The sequence below is a fragment of the Kitasatospora sp. NPDC048296 genome, from assembly GCF_043201815.1.
Taxonomy (GTDB): domain Bacteria; phylum Actinomycetota; class Actinomycetes; order Streptomycetales; family Streptomycetaceae; genus Kitasatospora.
In genome coordinates this window covers 152,948-168,450 of record NZ_JBICZB010000001.1, presented here as the reverse complement: position 1 = coordinate 168,450, position 15,503 = coordinate 152,948, and the positions used below count along the sequence as shown (strand labels likewise).

The 15,503-nt window shown below is 71.8% G+C and carries 13 protein-coding genes and 2 pseudogenes; 9 read left to right on the top strand and 6 right to left on the bottom strand.

Features of this window, described 5'->3' with window-relative positions; all coding sequences use genetic code 11:
• Positions 1 to 67: 67 nt before the first annotated feature.
• The 5 genes and pseudogenes from pyrE to ACGF12_RS00785 all read right to left on the bottom strand — a co-directional run.
• Complete coding sequence (gene pyrE, locus ACGF12_RS00805) at positions 68 to 604, bottom strand: orotate phosphoribosyltransferase (protein WP_393023503.1); 537 nt, start codon at positions 602 to 604, stop codon at positions 68 to 70.
• Positions 605 to 673: 69 nt separating this feature from the next.
• Complete coding sequence (locus tag ACGF12_RS00800) at positions 674 to 1,699, bottom strand: hypothetical protein (RefSeq protein WP_393023500.1); 1,026 nt, start codon at positions 1,697 to 1,699, stop codon at positions 674 to 676.
• Between the two features lie 141 nt (positions 1,700 to 1,840).
• Positions 1,841 to 3,472, bottom strand: a complete 1,632-nt coding sequence (locus tag ACGF12_RS00795; RefSeq protein ID WP_393023497.1) for a polyamine aminopropyltransferase — start codon at positions 3,470 to 3,472, stop codon at positions 1,841 to 1,843.
• A gap of 154 nt (positions 3,473 to 3,626) precedes the next feature.
• Entirely contained in the window at positions 3,627 to 4,154 is a 528-nt protein-coding gene (locus ACGF12_RS00790) for a DUF2617 family protein (protein WP_393023495.1), read from the bottom strand.
• Positions 4,155 to 4,646: 492 nt separating this feature from the next.
• Positions 4,647 to 4,796, bottom strand: a pseudogene (locus tag ACGF12_RS00785) (aminotransferase); the annotation flags it as partial.
• Between ACGF12_RS00785 and ACGF12_RS00780 the strand changes: the two are divergent.
• Positions 4,740 to 5,318 carry a hypothetical protein gene (locus ACGF12_RS00780; RefSeq protein ID WP_393023493.1) on the top strand — a complete coding sequence of 193 codons (579 nt, stop codon included), beginning with the start codon at positions 4,740 to 4,742 and terminating at the stop codon, positions 5,316 to 5,318. The pseudogene ACGF12_RS00785 and the gene ACGF12_RS00780 overlap by 57 nt on opposite strands.
• Positions 5,319 to 5,325: 7 nt before the next feature.
• Here ACGF12_RS00780 and ACGF12_RS00775 read toward each other — a convergent pair.
• A pseudogene (locus tag ACGF12_RS00775) lies at positions 5,326 to 5,757 on the bottom strand (aminotransferase class I/II-fold pyridoxal phosphate-dependent enzyme); the annotation flags it as partial.
• A gap of 23 nt (positions 5,758 to 5,780) precedes the next feature.
• Between ACGF12_RS00775 and ACGF12_RS00770 the strand changes: the two are divergent.
• The 8 genes from ACGF12_RS00770 to ACGF12_RS00735 all read left to right on the top strand — a co-directional run bounded on the left by ACGF12_RS00770 (position 5,781) and on the right by ACGF12_RS00735 (position 15,370).
• Positions 5,781 to 7,220: a recombinase family protein gene (locus ACGF12_RS00770; RefSeq protein WP_393023491.1), complete on the top strand. Its 1,440-nt coding sequence runs from the start codon at positions 5,781 to 5,783 to the stop codon at positions 7,218 to 7,220.
• Positions 7,221 to 7,969: 749 nt separating this feature from the next.
• Positions 7,970 to 8,215 carry a hypothetical protein gene (locus ACGF12_RS00765; RefSeq protein ID WP_393023489.1) on the top strand — a complete coding sequence of 82 codons (246 nt, stop codon included), beginning with the start codon at positions 7,970 to 7,972 and terminating at the stop codon, positions 8,213 to 8,215.
• Between the two features lie 168 nt (positions 8,216 to 8,383).
• Positions 8,384 to 9,934: a DnaB-like helicase N-terminal domain-containing protein gene (locus tag ACGF12_RS00760; protein WP_393023486.1), complete on the top strand. Its 1,551-nt coding sequence runs from the start codon at positions 8,384 to 8,386 to the stop codon at positions 9,932 to 9,934.
• Positions 9,935 to 10,181: 247 nt separating this feature from the next.
• Positions 10,182 to 11,141 (top strand): DUF2637 domain-containing protein, encoded by a 960-nt coding sequence (locus ACGF12_RS00755; RefSeq protein ID WP_393023483.1) that lies wholly within the window; start codon positions 10,182 to 10,184, stop codon positions 11,139 to 11,141.
• Between the two features lie 205 nt (positions 11,142 to 11,346).
• Positions 11,347 to 12,198 (top strand): plasmid mobilization relaxosome protein MobC, encoded by an 852-nt coding sequence (mobC, locus tag ACGF12_RS00750; RefSeq protein ID WP_393023481.1) that lies wholly within the window; start codon positions 11,347 to 11,349, stop codon positions 12,196 to 12,198.
• A complete protein-coding gene (locus tag ACGF12_RS00745; protein ID WP_393023478.1) occupies positions 12,195 to 13,937 on the top strand; it encodes a mobilization protein in 1,743 nt (580 codons plus the stop codon). The genes mobC and ACGF12_RS00745 overlap by 4 nt, the downstream gene beginning before the upstream one ends.
• Positions 13,938 to 14,183: 246 nt before the next feature.
• Positions 14,184 to 14,909: a hypothetical protein gene (locus ACGF12_RS00740; RefSeq protein WP_393023475.1), complete on the top strand. Its 726-nt coding sequence runs from the start codon at positions 14,184 to 14,186 to the stop codon at positions 14,907 to 14,909.
• A 131-nt stretch (positions 14,910 to 15,040) separates the two neighbouring features.
• Positions 15,041 to 15,370 carry a hypothetical protein gene (locus tag ACGF12_RS00735; RefSeq protein ID WP_393023473.1) on the top strand — a complete coding sequence of 110 codons (330 nt, stop codon included), beginning with the start codon at positions 15,041 to 15,043 and terminating at the stop codon, positions 15,368 to 15,370.
• The last annotated feature ends 133 nt before the right edge of the window (positions 15,371 to 15,503 follow it).

Below are 15,503 nucleotides of genomic sequence, written 5' to 3'. Positions count from 1 at the left end.
CGAAGGGCCGGGCTGTTCCACGTGGAACAGCCCGGCCCTTCGCATTGTCCGTTCGGGCTCGACGGGGTCAGAGGCCCAGGTCGTCCAGGTCGTACGCGGTCACGTACTCCAGGCCCTGCTCCTCGACGGCACCCGCGCCACCGCGCTCGACGATCACCGCGACGCCGACCACCTCGGCGCCCGCCTCGCGCAGCGCCTCGACGGCGGTCAGCACCGAGCCACCGGTGGTGGAGGTGTCCTCGACCGCCAGCACCCGGCGGCCCTTCACGTCCGGGCCCTCGATCCGGCGCTGCAGGCCGTGCGCCTTGCCCGTCTTGCGGACCACGAAGGCGTCCAGCTTCCGCCCGCGCGCGGCGGCGGCGTGCAGCATCGACGTGGCCACCGGGTCGGCACCCAGGGTCAGGCCGCCGACGGCGTCGTACTCCAGGTGGGAGGTCGCGTCCAGCATCACCCGACCGACCAGCGGGGCGGCCTCGCCGTCCAGCGTGATCCGGCGCAGGTCGACGTAGTAGTCGGCCTCCTTGCCGGAGGAAAGGGTGACCTTGCCGTGCACGACGGCCTTGTCCTTGATCTGTGCCAGCAGGGCGTCGCGGTCGTTGCTCATGAGCGTTCAGTCTAGGGCCTGTCCTCGGACCCCCGCCTGCCCCGCCGCGCGCGGCGCTTTCGACAGGCCCTAGCGGCGGCGCAGCGCCCTCACCAGCACCACGGCGCCGCCCAGCAGTGCCACCGAGCCGCCGATCACCCACGGCACCGCGCTGCGGCCACCGCTGCCCGGCACCACGATGCCGCCGGCCTCGCCGCCCCAGCGGGACGCCGCCCGGGCCCGAGCACTGCGGGCCGGCATCGCCGGGGCGTACCGGCCGCGCGGTGGGGCGTGGTCCACCTCCTCGGCCGAGCGGCCGACGATGCTGCGGCGGACGGGGCCGCTGAGCTCCGGCTCGTCCTCGTAGGCGAACAGCGGCTCGACGGGCACCTCCTCGGCGACCTCGTCCGTGCGGCCGCCGCCCTCGGCCTCGGCGTCCTCGCCGTCCTCGTGGTCGTCGGCGGAGCCGGTGGGGAGGCCGAAGCGCTCGGCGTCGGCGTCGGAGAAGGCGATCAGGTCGGAGAGGTCGTCGTCCAGGTCGTCGCCGGGCAGGTCCTGGCGGTCCTCGATGGAGACCACCTCGGCCTGGGTCCCGGTCTCCTCCCCGGCCTCCTCGCCGGTCTCCTCCTCGGCCTCCTCGGCCTCCTCGGCCTCCTCGTCCGCCGGTTCGGCGTCCTGGGAGGTGAGCGCGGCGGCGAAGCGCTCCAGCAGACGGCGACCGGCGGCGTCGAGGGTCTCGGCGTCGAACTCGGTCAGCCGGCCGGTGGCGCTCAGATCGCCGGTGAAGCGGATCGCCGCGGTGCCCTCCTCGGCGCCGTCCACGACGCTGACCCGCACGGTGGCGGTCGCCTCGCCGCTGCCCCGGGCCTCCTGACCCTCGGCGAGCACGGTGAGCACACCCTCCCGGCCCTCGATCAGCGACAGCACGCCCTTGTAGGTGATCGTGGAGCCGCCGACCCGCAGCTTCAGCCGCCCACCGATCTCCTCGGCCGACCCACTCCCGACCGCCGCCGGCTCGGTGCTCAGCCCCGGCACGCTCCGCGCCAGCAGCGCCGGATCCTGCAAGGCCTCCCGCACCAGCTCTGCGGACATCGGGACGACAACCTCATGCTCCATGCCACGGAGCCTACCGACTGGGCCCGGTCCGGTCCCTACCTACCGCCACCCGACTTTCCCCCGCCCCGCCCGCCACGGCCCGCAACCCGTTGCTCCCGTCGGGGACAGGCCCTTTCGCCGCAGGCCGGGGCTCGCTTCTGCTCAGCGCAGCCCCAGCAGGGTCAGTGGCGCCGGGGGGCGGGCGGGGCGGAGGGCGGTGAGGTGGGTGGTGGAGGTGCGGAGCGTGTCGGGGGTGAGGGCGCGGGGTGGCGGGGCGTCGGGGTCGAGGGTGAGTGGGGGTTGGGTGGCGGCGGCGAGCAGGAAGTCCTGGGTGGCGTCCGCGGGTCCGGGGCGGCAGGTGGCGGTGGGGCTGCCCCGGACGGCGTACGGGGTGGTCCGCAGGCCCGCCGCGCGGAGGCCGGACTCGATCTGCCAGAGGCCGCCCTCGTCCCCGCCGGCCCGGACGGCGATCCGGCCGCCGGGGGCGAGCAGCCGGGCCGCGAGGCCGTAGAACTCCTGGGAGTGGAACTTGACCGGCCCGCCGTCCGAGGGGGCGGGCAGGTCGGCGAGCACCACGTCGTACTCGGCGTCGGGCGCGCCGCGCAGCCAGGCCATCGGGTCGGCCGCGGTGGTGCTGACCCGGGGGTCGTCCAGGGCGTGGCCGGTGAGGTCGGCGAGCCCGGGGTCGGTGCGGGCGAGCCGGGGGAGGGCCGGGTCGGCGTCGACCAGCCGGACGGACTGGACGCCGCGGTGCCGGAGCACCTCCCGCAGGGCGAGGCCGTCGCCGCCGCCGAGCAGCAGGACCCGGGTGTCCGGCCCGGCGGCCATGGCCGGGTGGACGAGTGCCTCGCTGCCCCGGTACTCGTCGGGTCCGCAGACCGCGAGTCGTCCGTCGAGGTAGAGCCGGAGCGGGCCCTCGGCGGGGCCGGTGAGCACGATCTCCTGGTACCGGCTGCGGGTGGCGTAGCGGATCTGGTCGCCGTAGAGGGCGTGCCGGGCGGCGCGTTCGATCGCGTCGGAGCCGACGGCGGCGGCCGCGAGCAGGGTGAGGACGACCGCGCAGCCGAGCCAGAGCAGGCGTCGTATCCGGGGCGCCGGTTCCTCGCGGAAGAGCCAGAGCACCACGGCGGCTCCGGCGACGGCGTTGACCGCCCCGGTGAGCAGGGCGCCGTCGCCGGGCCCGAGGCCGGGGAGGATGAGGAAGGGGAAGGCGAGGCCGCCGATCAGTGCCCCCACGTAGTCGGCGGCGAACAGGTCGGCGGCGGCGCGGCCGGCGTCCTCGCGTCGGATCCGTTGGATGAGGGTCATCAGCAGCGGGATCTCGGCGCCGATCAGGATGCCGATGAGGCAGGTGAGGCTGACCGTCGCGGCCTGGTAGCGGCCGATCCAGGCCCAGCAGGAGTACAGGGCGAGGACGGAGAGTCCGCCGGTGAGCGCGAGGGCGCATTCGACCAGGGCGAAGGCGGTGGCGGGCCGGCTGGTGAGCCGTTTGGCGAGCAGTGAGCCGAGGCCCATCGCGAAGACCATCACGGAGAGCACGACCGAGGTCTGGGTGACGGTGTCCCCGAGCAGGTAGTCGCCGAGTGCCACGAGTTCGAGCTCGTAGACGAGTCCGCAGGCCGCGCAGACGAACGCGGCCAGGAGGACGGCCAGGCGGGCGAGCCGGGGGTGGGATCGCAGCCGGGATCGACGGCGGGTGGGCAGGGGGGTGAGACTTCGCCCGGTCAGGGGTGGGGTGCCGTGGTCGAGGTCCACTCGCGGGCGTGCGGGCGGACCGGCCGGATGGTTGATCACGAACAAACGCTAGGGGACGTGCGGGACGGATAGCTGCGCCCATTCGACGGACAGTGCGGGCCTTCGGATTGACGAACCGTTCCTGCGTACGATTCGTCGGCTCGCGCCGTGTGACGTATGAGCGGATCGGTGCTCCCGCCCGGGCTTCGGGCGGTCACGCCCCCGACACCACCAGCGAGGAGCGGGTGCAGACCAGCTGCCCCTCCTGCGGGTAGGCGTGCCAGGTCCGCCAGAGCAGCCGGTCCGTGCCGCCCTGGGTGACCAGCGCGGTGAAGGCGCTCGGGTCGCCCGGGAAGACCCCGGCGAGGCCGCGCGGGTGCCCCTCGACCAGGGCCAGCAGTTCCTGGGCGCGGGCCGCGAAGTCGTGCGGGGGCAGGACCTCGATCCGGGCGGCGAACTCGTACTCCCAGCCGCCGACCTGTTTGGCCACCCGGGCGGGCAGCGGGGTGCTGCGGCCGGGCAGGCAGGCGACGGTCTCCAGGCAGCTGCCGGGGCCGGCGTCGATCACCACCTGGTGCGAGGCGCCCAGCAGGCGCAGCTGGAGGGTGCCGGGGGTACCGGGGCGGCCGCCGTCGAGTCTGAGGTCGCGGACCGCGAGCGCGGGCAGCGGTTCGCCGCCGAGGCACCAGGCCAGGTCACCGGCGCGGGTGTCCGTGTAGGAGGTCTGCAGTGTGGTGAGCATGCTCGGCTCCGCGTTTCAGCTCCGTGCGCGCCCGCCGAGCAGCAGCGAGTAGGCCTAGGCGATGGCGAGGCTGTTCGTGGCTGTACGGCCCTGGGCGCGGCCGACCGTGGAAGGAAGGATTCCGGCTGGAGATTCAGCAGCAGAGAAGCACGAATACGCCGGGTCCGCCTGTGATTTACCCATCTTTGTCAAGCATTCACCGCTTCGAGCACACCTGCTTCCCGGCTCTGATCGACCCAGTGTGCGACTTTGCACAGCACGCGCCCCTGCAACCGGCCCGCGCGCCGTGCGCGCTGGGAGTGCGCTGTCCGCGCGCTTCACGTGCCGCCGTCCTCCACGCACCGGGCGTGGAGGACGGGCGGGTGTGCCAGGGAGGTCGGCTGAATTGCCTCCTTGGCAGCAAACGAGCATGCCACTCAGGTGAGTTGATGGCCAATCAAACCTGGTGCCGGGCCGGAAGTGCTTCCGTTCGAGGGGGCGCGCGGGCGCTCGGAGGCGCTGCAGCCGCGCTACGGCCTCCCGGAGCACCTCGTCCTTTTTGCAGAAAGTGAAGCGGACCAGGCTACGGCCCGCGTCGGCATCGTCGTGGAAGACGGCGTCGGGGATCGCGACCACGCCGCAGCCCTCGGGCAGGGCGCGGCAGTTGTCCAGGCGGACGACGCCCTGCGGGCGGCCGCGCTGGCGAACCACGACCTGGCGCCGATCCTGCCGTTCGAGGAGGTGTACGGCCCGCTCCTGAACTCCGCCGGAAAGGCCACGGCGATCGGGATCGACCCGGAGGAGCCGTACGGCGCGGACGGCGAGATCAACTACGTCTACGCCGACTTCCTCAAGTTCGGCCTGCTGTACGGCGTTTACCGCCCCGCAGGTGACGTCGGCCCGGCCGGGCCGGAGCGGGAGGACGATCTCTGGAACACCACGCTCTACCCCTACCCCGGCGGGGCCGTCGACCCGACCACTGTCCCGCTCGCGGAGCTCGGGCTGGACGTGGCCGGGGTCGACCGGCGTTTCGTGCACTTCTGCGCGGGCGTGCTCGGGGTCGAGGCGGTCGACGATCTCGGGATGCTGCGGGACACCTTCGACCAGGCCTGGCCGGACTACCGGGAGACCGTCCGGGCTGGGCTGCTGCACGTCGTGCAGAACCGGCCGCTGTCCCCGCAGTAGCCGCTTGTCAGAGCTGCTGCAGCCGCGCGACGGCCTCCTGGAGCACCTCGTCCTTTTTGCAGAAAGTGAAGCGGACCAGGCTACGGCCCGCCTCGGCGTCGTCGTAGAAGACGGCGTTGGGGATCGCGACCACGCCGCAGCGCTCGGGCAGGGCGCGGCAGAACTCGATGCCGTCCTTCTCGCCGAGCGGGGTGATGTCGGTGGTGATGAAGTAGGTGCCCTCGGGGTTGAAGACCCGGAAACCGGCGGCGGAGAGTCCGTCAACCAGCAGGTCCCGCTTCCGCAGCAGGTCGGCACGGAAGGTGTCGAAGTAGCTGTCGGGGAGGCGGAGTGCCTCGGCGACGGCGTACTGGAAGGGGCCGGCGCTGACGTAGGTGAGGTACTGCTTCGCAGTGCGGACCGCCGAGACGAGGACCGGACTCGCGGTCACCCAGGCCACTCCGTGTTCGTACACTCATTCGCATGCGACGAACGACCTCCGACCTGCGGACCTCCGCTGCTGGGCAGCCGGCGGCGATCTACTGCCGAATATCCCAGGCGGACGACGACGACCAAACCGGCGTGGACCGCCAGGAGCGGATCTGCCGGGAGATCGCCGAGCGGCGCGGCTTCGTCATCAACCCCGAGCACGTGTACGTGGACAACAGCCGGTCGGCCTGGAAGCGGAACCGGAAGCGGCCGGGTTGGGACAGCCTGCTGGGGGAGGCCCGGAACCGGGGCTTCCGGCACATCATCGCCTACCACCCGGACCGGCTGATGCGGCAACCACGCGACCTGGAGGAGCTGCTCCAGATCTCGGACGACCACGCGATCACCCTCCACGGGGAGGCGAACCGGCGAGACCTCTCGGACCCGGATGACCGGTTCATCCTGCGCATCGAGGTCGCGCACGCATGCCGGTCGTCCGACGACACGTCGCGGCGGTTGAAGTCGGCCATGAAGGACCGTGCCCAGGAGGGGAAGCCACAAGGCGGTGTCCGCCGGTTCGGCTACGTGCCGGGTGGCATGACGGTCATCGAGAAGGAGGCCGAGATCGTCCGCGAGGTGTTCGACCGCTACCTCAAGGGCGAGGGGCCGTCCCCGATCGCGCGAGACCTCCACCAGCGCGGGATCGAGACGGCCAACGGCAAGGAGTGGAACGCCGGGACCGTGCGCGCGCTGCTGGACTCCCGGCATGTTGCGGGCATCCGCATGCACCAGGGGGAGGAGGTCGGCCGGGGCACCTGGCCCGCCATCATCGACGCCGGCACCTGGGAGGAGGCCAGGACCCGGCGCGAGTACCGCTCGGCGGCGCATCGCGAGAGCCTGGACAAGGTGCCGCAACGCTTCTACCTCCTGCGCGGCCTGGTGATGTGCTCGCGGTGCGGCACCTTGATGTCCGGCACGGCGAAGCAGAACGGTCCGGCCTACCAGTGCAACCGGCGGAACCGGAACGGCGACCAGAAGTGCGTCCGGTCGATCAGGGCGGAGTCGCTGGAGGACTTCGTACGGGACGCCGCGATCGACCTGCTCGGGAAGCTTCGGGTGGACGGCCGACTTGCCGCCAGCAACCTGTCGGACGAGGCCGTGGAGGCGGTCGAGGCGGACCAGCAGCAGCTCGCCGAGCTGAACGAGATGTGGACGGCCAAGGAGATCAGCACTGCGGAGTTCCGCAAGATGCGCAAGGAGATCCAGGCACGCATCGCGAAGGCCCAACGCAAGGTCGTCGTAAGGCCGATGGTCCTGCTGGATGGCCTGACCGGGGCCGGTGCTCGCCAGGCTTGGTTCGCCAAGGAGATGACGGACGAGCGGCGGAACGCTGTGTTGCGGTTCCTCTTCTCCGGCGTCGTGATCGACGAGCCCACGAAGTACGGCAGGTACATGGACTGGGAGCGCATCCGCATCGAGCAGAACCCGCTCTGACGTTGAGGCCGACGCGCTACCACAAGATCGGCCGAACGCGTTCGGCCGCACGCAGGCGATTGTGGTCTCGCGGGCCCGGAGTGGGTCCGTCGTCCGAGGAGGCTGCCGTCGCCGTACCACAAGATCGGCTCGCTACAGCGAGTCGCGCGTGGGCGATTGTGGTCTCGCGGACCCGGCGCGGACCGAGTAGCGCCAGGAGAAGGAAAGGCGGGATTCGCATTTCGATGAGGAGATCCAACACTGCAACCAGGGGCCTCCCGGAAGGGCGTCGTCGCAGGTCAGATGGCCTGCGGGAAATCTGATAACGATTTCGCCGAACTCCTTGCCCGGTAGATTTCGCCGAAGTCCTTGCACGGTAGATATCGCGGGTGCTTGAGTAATCCCATCCCCGGTAATTCCGCCTGCGATCTCCCCTGCCCCTACGACCTTTCCCCGCGCGGTCGCGCGCCTTCTATCACCGGTTTCCGGCCGCACCAAACCGGCATCTTCGTGGTCACCTGTGTGCGGCGACGGCCTTCGTGCCGCCGCCGGATGCCCCAGCCTGCCCTGAAACGAGGAGTTTCTGACATGACGTAGCCGCTGAGGAGCGTGCCGAGCGCCTGCCAGCATCCGGCCCGCTGACCGGCACGGGCCCGGTGTTGGAGCACCAGGTCCGTGGCCTCCGACTTCCTGACGATCGCCCACAACCCGCGCGACCCGGTGCAACCCAGGGGCCTGCCAGCCCCGCGCCTGGCCGCGAGGAGGCTCAGTTGACCCTGCCCACAAGCCCCCAGGTAGCGGCTCCCGACGTCGACGGGGCCGTGATCGCCCTGCGCCGACCCGGCGTCGCCCCGACCCGTGGCCGTTCACTCTCGGGACGGCCGGCCGACGAGCGCGCACAAGCGCTGGAGAGGGTCTGCTCCGGTTTCCGGACGACGATCAGCCCCCGCAGCGCGGCCCGCCTGGCCGACCTGATGGGGACCGCCACGGCCGGTGCTGTGGCTCTCGCGGCCTGACCGCGCCCACCCAGGGCCCGCACGCTGTGCGGATTTACCGGGTAAAGGGGTCGGCCCCTGGTGTTGGAGCACCAAGGGCCGAGACGACTCCCTGACGACCGCCCACAAATAACGATCAACACGGGTGCCTTCGGCCTGCCAGCCGGACGGCACCGCGCAAGGAGTTCCGTGTCCCAGCGTACGTTTCCCAGCTCCCGGACCGCATCCCCCTTCCAGAATGACGAGCCCACCTCGCTGGCCCTGGGTGGGCTGGGCGGGCTGCCGGTGCCGCCGCACGACCTGGACGCCGAGGCGATGGTGCTGGGCACCGGCATGTTCCAGGCCGAGGCCATCGACGTGATCCGCCCGATCCTGGAGCCGGGCGACTTCTACCGCCCCGCCCACGGCGACATCTGGCGCGCGCTGCTCGCGCTGCGCGACGAGGGCGCCCCGACCGACCCGACCGCCGTGGGCGCCCAGCTCGCCAAGGGCGGCAACCTCAGCCGCGTCGGCGGCCCGTCCTACCTGCACCGCCTGTTCACCGCCGCCGTCCCCGTCTCCGGCGCGGACTACCACGCGCAGATCGTGCGGGAAAAGGCCGAACTGCGGCGCTGGCAGGCCACCGCCGTCCGGCTGCTCCAGCAGACCGACGCCGAGGGCGCCGACCCGGAGCGGATCCGGGCCGCACTCGACGCCGAGCTGACCTCGGCGGCCGACCGGGGCTTCGGTGTGCGCGGGCAGCGGCTGACCAGGTTCGCGGTGGACGGCTGGTCCTTCGTCCAGGACCTCGGCGACCAGGTCGCCCCGATCTGGGGCAGCCGGGAGCAGACCGCCTGGGCCGACGGCGAGTCCCTGATGCTGGTCGGCCCGCCGGGAGTCGGCAAGACCACGATCGCCCACCAGATCGTCCTGGCCCGCCTCGGCCTGCTCTCGGCGGTGCTGGACATGCCGGTCGCCGAGGGCGAGCGCGTCCTGTACCTGGCGATGGACCGCCCGCCGCAGATCGCCCGCGCCTTCGCCCGCCGCGTCATGCCCGCCGACCGACGACACCTCGCGGAGCGGCTGGTCTTCTGGACCGGCCCGCTGCCCGCCAGCCTCGACCGGGAACCCAACCTGCTGGCCGAGATGGCCGAGGCCCACCGGGCGGACACCGTGGTCATCGACAGCCTCAAGGACGTCGTCGGCAAGCTCACCGACGACGAGGCGGGACTCGCCTACAACAACGCCCGCCAGCGGCTGCTTCGCTCCGGGACTCAGCTGCTGGAGCTGCACCACCAGCGCAAGTCCGGCGGCGACGCCAAGCGCGGCGAACGGCCCGTGCTGGACCGGGTGTACGGGTCGGCGTGGTTCACCGCCGGAGCCGGCAGCGTGCTGTTCCTCGCCGGCGCGGCCGGGGATCCGATCGTGAAGCTGCACCAGCTCAAGACCGTCACCGGCGACGTCGGCCCGCTGTCGGTGGTCCACGACCACACCCGGGGCACCTCCACCGTCGAGGCGGCCCTCGACCCGGCCGCCATCCTCGCCGCCTCCCCGCAGGGCATGACCGCCCGTGAGCTTGCCTGCCGTCTGACCGGCGAGGCCGACCCCGACCGCTCCGACATCGAGAAGGCCCGCAGGCGCCTGGAGAACCTGGTCAAGGCCGGCAGGGCCACACGCCAGGACGGCACCACGGGCGGGACCGGAGGCGGTCAGCAGACCCGCTACCGCTCCACCGTCCGCCACATCGCCGCCGTCTCCTGACCGGCCCACCGGTCGGAGCGGTCCACGCGACCGATCACGCCCCACCAGCCCCACCGGTCACCACGCACCGCCCACACCGCGCACGCCGACCGCCGAAACCGGCGCTCCCACAGCGCACGCGACCCTGCATGCCGTTCACGCCGCCTCCGCTGCACGCGCGTTCCCCTCCTTAAGAGGGGGAACGCGTGCGCGCCCAGCAGGCCCGGCACCCAACACCTCGACCACCAAAGGGAAGACCACCACCGCCATGCCCGCCACCACCCAGACCTCAAGCCGCGTGACCGGATGGGACTTCACCGCGGTCGGCCTGCTCGCCGTTGCCGGCTTCGCCCTCTCCTACGACGCCCTGCGCCAGACGGCCATCGCGATCCACGTCCGAGGCCCGCTCACCTACGTGTTCCCGCTGATCATCGACGGGTTCATCGCCTACAGCGTCCGCGCGCTGCTCATCCTGCGCACCGCACCACTGACGGCCCGCGCGTACGTGTGGCTGCTGTTTGGCGCCTCCACCACGGCCAGCATCTGGGCGAACGTCCTGCACGCCGTCCGCCTCAACCAGCAGACCCTCGCGGTAACCGGCCGGCTGCACCTGAGCGACATGTCGGTCGGCATCCTGTCCGCCGTCGCCCCGCTCGCCCTCGCCGGGTCCGTCCACCTCGGCATCATCACCGCCCGCCACACCCATCCCACCGAGCCCCGGACCGGCGACCCCCTCCCTGCCGGAGAGGAGTTCCGAGCAGTGAGCGGAAATCCGGTCGCTCCGCGAGTTGCGGACCGCGACGACGCTTCCGCTCCACTGCCGGCAAGCGAGCCGCACGAGGGCGGAGTCGGGCAGCCGGCGCCGGAACAGCCCTCGGTTCTCCGCTGGTCCGCAGCGGTCGGCGACCTTCCGTGGACCGTTCCGAGCAGCCCCGGGCACGCGCGGGCCGAGGACGCCGTCCCCGGTGAACCCGCAGGCCAGAGGCCGAGCGGAAATACGGCTCAGCCCCCAGCCGCCAAGCCCGCAGGCCGTCCCCCGGGCGCTTCGCTGGAGGAACTGGCCGCCATCGGCCAGCAGGCGTGGACCGACGCCCAGAAGCTCAGCCGATCCGTGGTCCGCGACGCCATCCGGGACCAGGGCCTCACGATCTCCGACCAGCGGCTCACCGAGGTCATGAGGATGCTCCGCCCCGACGACGAACCCCACCAGCAGGCCGCCGTCGACTGATTCGCGCACATCCGGGCACCTCGCCGAGCCGAGACCAGCGAGGTGCCCACCCCGCCGCACCCGGCCCAGCACCGCGCCCACTCCCCGGCCAGGTGAAGCCCGGACCGCCGCCTTCTACGCCGCATCTCCGGCACCGCACAGCCGGCATCCGCCCGGACCATCACCCGCACCCCGCCGCCTGTCCCGACAGAAATCCGGAGACCCCGTGCCCGCCCCGCAGCACCCCCGAGACACCTTTCCCGCCGTTGCAGAGCAGGGCGCCAAGAGCGGTAGGCTGATCGGCCGTCTGCTCCGCGCGTTCGGTAACTCGGCTCCTGGCGGAGCCAGTTGTACCCAGTCTCCGACACTTCGCACGGGTCTGGGGTCCTCCGCCCCAGGGGCGGAGGAGGAGGCCCGGCGCGAGGGCGCGCCAGGCCAGGAAGTCCAGGCCGAGGGCGGCCTGGACCCGGAGCAGCTCGACGCGCTGCAGCGCGACATCCTCGCGCGCGTCCGCGCCGACCAGAGCGCCACCGAGACGCCCGCCATCGTCGACGACGAGAGCGTTCGCGCCGCACGCGCCGCATTCCTGCACGAGAACACCGCAGCCCTCGACGTCCCGAAACTGAACACTCCCGAAGGCGCCCAACCGATGCCCAAGGGCAAGCACCGCAAGCACACCGGAACCCGCCGTACAGAGCGGGTCGGCCCGGTCGGCTTCACCGAAGCGGAACTCGTCGAGCTGAAGGACGCCGCCGTGCGCCACGGCTACAAGGACACGATCTCCGGATACCTCGGCGACATCGCGCTCGCGTTCATCCGGGGCGAGTTCACCGTCGACCTGCCCCTGCACACCGACCGACTCGCCCTCCAGGAGTTCCGGGCCGAGATCCGCCAGGAGATCAACGCGATCGGCAACAACATCAACCAGATGGTCCACGTGCTGCACCGTGACGACCGCGTCGAACCCGACATCGGCGAGCGCCTGGAACGCCTTGAAGGGCTGCTGACCGACATCGCCCGAGCCCTGCTCATACCCACGACCCCGACCGGCCTCGAAGAAGGAGGTGCCAGCGCGTGATCCCCTCCATCAAGGCCCCCGGCGGCAACACCCGCGGCCTGCTCGCCTACCTATACGGGCCCGGCCGCCACGACGAGCACATCGACCCGCACCTCGTCGCCTCGTTCAGCCCGCTCGGCCTGCGCGATCCTGGCCGCGACCCGGACGCCACCCTCACCCAGCTCGCCCGGATCCTCGACGAGCCGGTGAACCTGCACAACAGCGGCTTCGGCAAGAAAGTCACCGACCACGTCTGGCACTGCCCCGTACGCGCCGCACCCGGCGACCGGTACCTCTCCGACGCCGAGTGGGGCGAGATCGCCCGCCGCATCGTCAACGCCGCCGGCATCGCCCCCGACCGTGATCCGCACGGCTGCCGCTGGATCGCCGTCCGGCACGCCGACGACCACGTCCATATCCTCGCCACCACCGTCCGCGAGGACGGCCGCCGCCCCAAGCTCCACAACAGCGGCATACGCGCCCAGGCTGAAGCCCGCGCCATTGAGAAGGAACTCGGTCTCCACCAGGTGAAGCCCGGCGACCGCACCGGCGAGCGCCGCCCGACCCAGGCCGAGATGCACAAGGCCGACCGTCTGGGCTGGCAGCAGACCAGCCGCCAGTGGCTGCAGGACCGCATCCGCGACGCCATCCCCCACGCCGGCAGCGTCGAAGAACTTCTCGCCTATCTCCAGGCAGACGGCGTCCAGGTCAAGCCCCGCCGCCTGCCCTCCGGCGACCTCCAGGGCTACGCGGTCGGACGGCCCGGCGACTCCAACGCCAAGGGTGAGCAGATCTACATCCCCGGCAGCAAGATCGCCCCCGACCTGTCCCTGCCCAAGCTCCAAGCCCGCCTCGCCACCACCACCCCGGAAGACCACCCCACCGCCCGGCGCAACCAGCCCACCACCAGCTGGCACCGCACCACCGACACCCTCGACCACGTCCACCGGCACCTCGCTGAGGACACCGCTGGCGGAACGGGTGGCGAGGACGGTGGCGCGCTCGCGCAGGCGCAGATCACCGCGCTGGGCGACATCATCAACGCCACCGCCCAGACCGCCCCGCACGAACTGCGGGCCGAACTGCGAGCTGCCACAAGGGCGTTCGCCCGCGCCCAGCGCTCCCAGGTCCGCGCCGACCACCAGGGCGCCGCCGACCTGCGCAGGGCCGCTCGCGACATCATCCACGCCGGCGACGGGCCAGACGGCAACGCCCTCACCGTGATGATCGCGGCCCTCGTGTGGGCGGCGATCCTCACCAACCGCTGGCACCAGGCACGAGGCCACGCCCAGCAGGCCCAAGCCGCCCAGCAGGCCGTCCAGCACCTCCAGACCGCCTACGACCAGGCCGCCACCGACCAGCTCGCAGCCCTCACCCACCGCCAACCGGCCAGGGAGATCACCAACACCTTCGCCGGAGACGTCCGCTCCGCCGTCCCCGACCACGCCACCCGGATCCTCGCCGACCCCAACTGGCCCGCCCTGGCCACTGTCCTCGCCGACGCCAAGGCCCTCGGCCACCAGCCCCGCCAACTCCTCCAGGAGGCCGCCGCCCGCCGAGAACTCACCACCGCCCGCCTGCCCGCCAAGGTCCTCCTCGGCCGTATCCAGCACACCAGCCGCAACCCCAGCTACAACCCCACCGCCGAAGCCGCCCGTGTGCGCGCCGCCACCGCCCGAACCGCCGCGCACGCCACCACCACCAGCCCCGCCGCCCCGCCCGCCGCACCGGCCGCCACCCCTCCGCGCCGAACTCGCTGAACCCTCCCCGGCTACGACACCCAGGCGCCCAACCGACCCCCGAAGCCGGGGCACCGAAGCGGTGCCCCGGCACGCCGCCAAACCGATGACCACCTCGCCCTCGAAGGCGAGCGACTGCCGACGCCCGCCTATAGACCCTGACCCAGCAAGGAGGCCCGATGCCCCGTGCACCGCCCGTCTGCAAGCCGCATCGCCCGCACCGCTTCATGCCATCAACACAGGCCCCAATCAAGGAGATTCATCACCTTGGCCCAGCCCGACTGCCGCCTCGACATCTTCCTCCTGCTCAACGACGCCGACTTCATCGTCCGTTCCGACACCAACACCTGGTCCCACCACGACGGGCGCCCCTTCACCGAGGCCGAGCAGGCCCTCGCTGACGGCGCCACCGACCTGGAGTTCGAAACCCTCCTCTCCGCGTACAAGATCGGGTTCGACCACGGCCTCGGCGACGACCCGGCGCACGTCCTGCGCATCCTCCTGTACCGGTACTCGCTCAAGCTCCCCGACGGCGCCACCGACGAGGACACCGTCGCCGCCATGACCGGCGAGGACCGCGCCGAGTACGAGCGCCTGAGCCGCTGGGCCCGTGCCGGCATCCGCGCCGAGGTCGTCACGCTGCTGCTCGACGCCAACCTCTCGGCGTTCATCGACACCAAGACCTGGACCCACCACGACGGGCGCTCCTTCACCGAGGAGGAGCGGGCCCTCGCCCGCAGCTGCACCCGGCGGGAGATCGAAGCCGTCCTCGCACAGATGCAGCTTGAGCTCGACTTCGAGACCGAGCTGGAAACCGACGCTCCTCGTGCCGTCGACGCCCTGCTCACCAAGTACTACGGCCACCTCCCCAGCGGCACCCTGATCCGCGACCCCGGCGCGGGCATGACGGAGAAGGACCGCACCGAGTACGAAAGCCTCATGTGCATCATCGCGCCCGAGCCCGGAGAGATCTTCGCCCGCGGCGAGGACTGAACCCGGGCCCCATGGCCGGGAGCGACGTGATCAAGATGTCGATGTGATGTCTTCTGCGGCGGTCGGGAACTTCCCGACCGCCGCACGTCTTGTGGTCCCTTGCCTCGCGTCACCGCACCGGGAAGGACCGCATGACCGACTACGACCCCGACTTCCACACCCCCGTCCCCGAGCCCCACCGCTTCGCCATCCGCGCCGTCCCCCACCCCGCCGAACTCGACGCCCGCGGCATCCCCATCACCTGCCCCAACTGCCGCGCCCGACGCGACTGGCTCCTGCTCAACGTCCGCCACCAGGTCTTCGTCCGCTGCCGCTGCGCCGCCGAATGGCACGAGCCCGACCTCAGCCGCGCCTATTTCGACCAGCACTTCACCGAATCCGAGCGCGAGTGGGAGTCCTTCGGCGACGCCATGACCGCGCTCGGCTTCGACGGGCTGCTCGCCGGCACGGTGTGGAACTAACGGGCCGAATTGCATCTGTTGCAACAATTCGACATGACCTGGTCAGGTGGCTGACGTGCAGCTCCTGCGCGCTCTGCCGGTCCTGACCAACCTCGAAGTCGCCCGCTGGCAGATGACACTGCCGCCCACGACC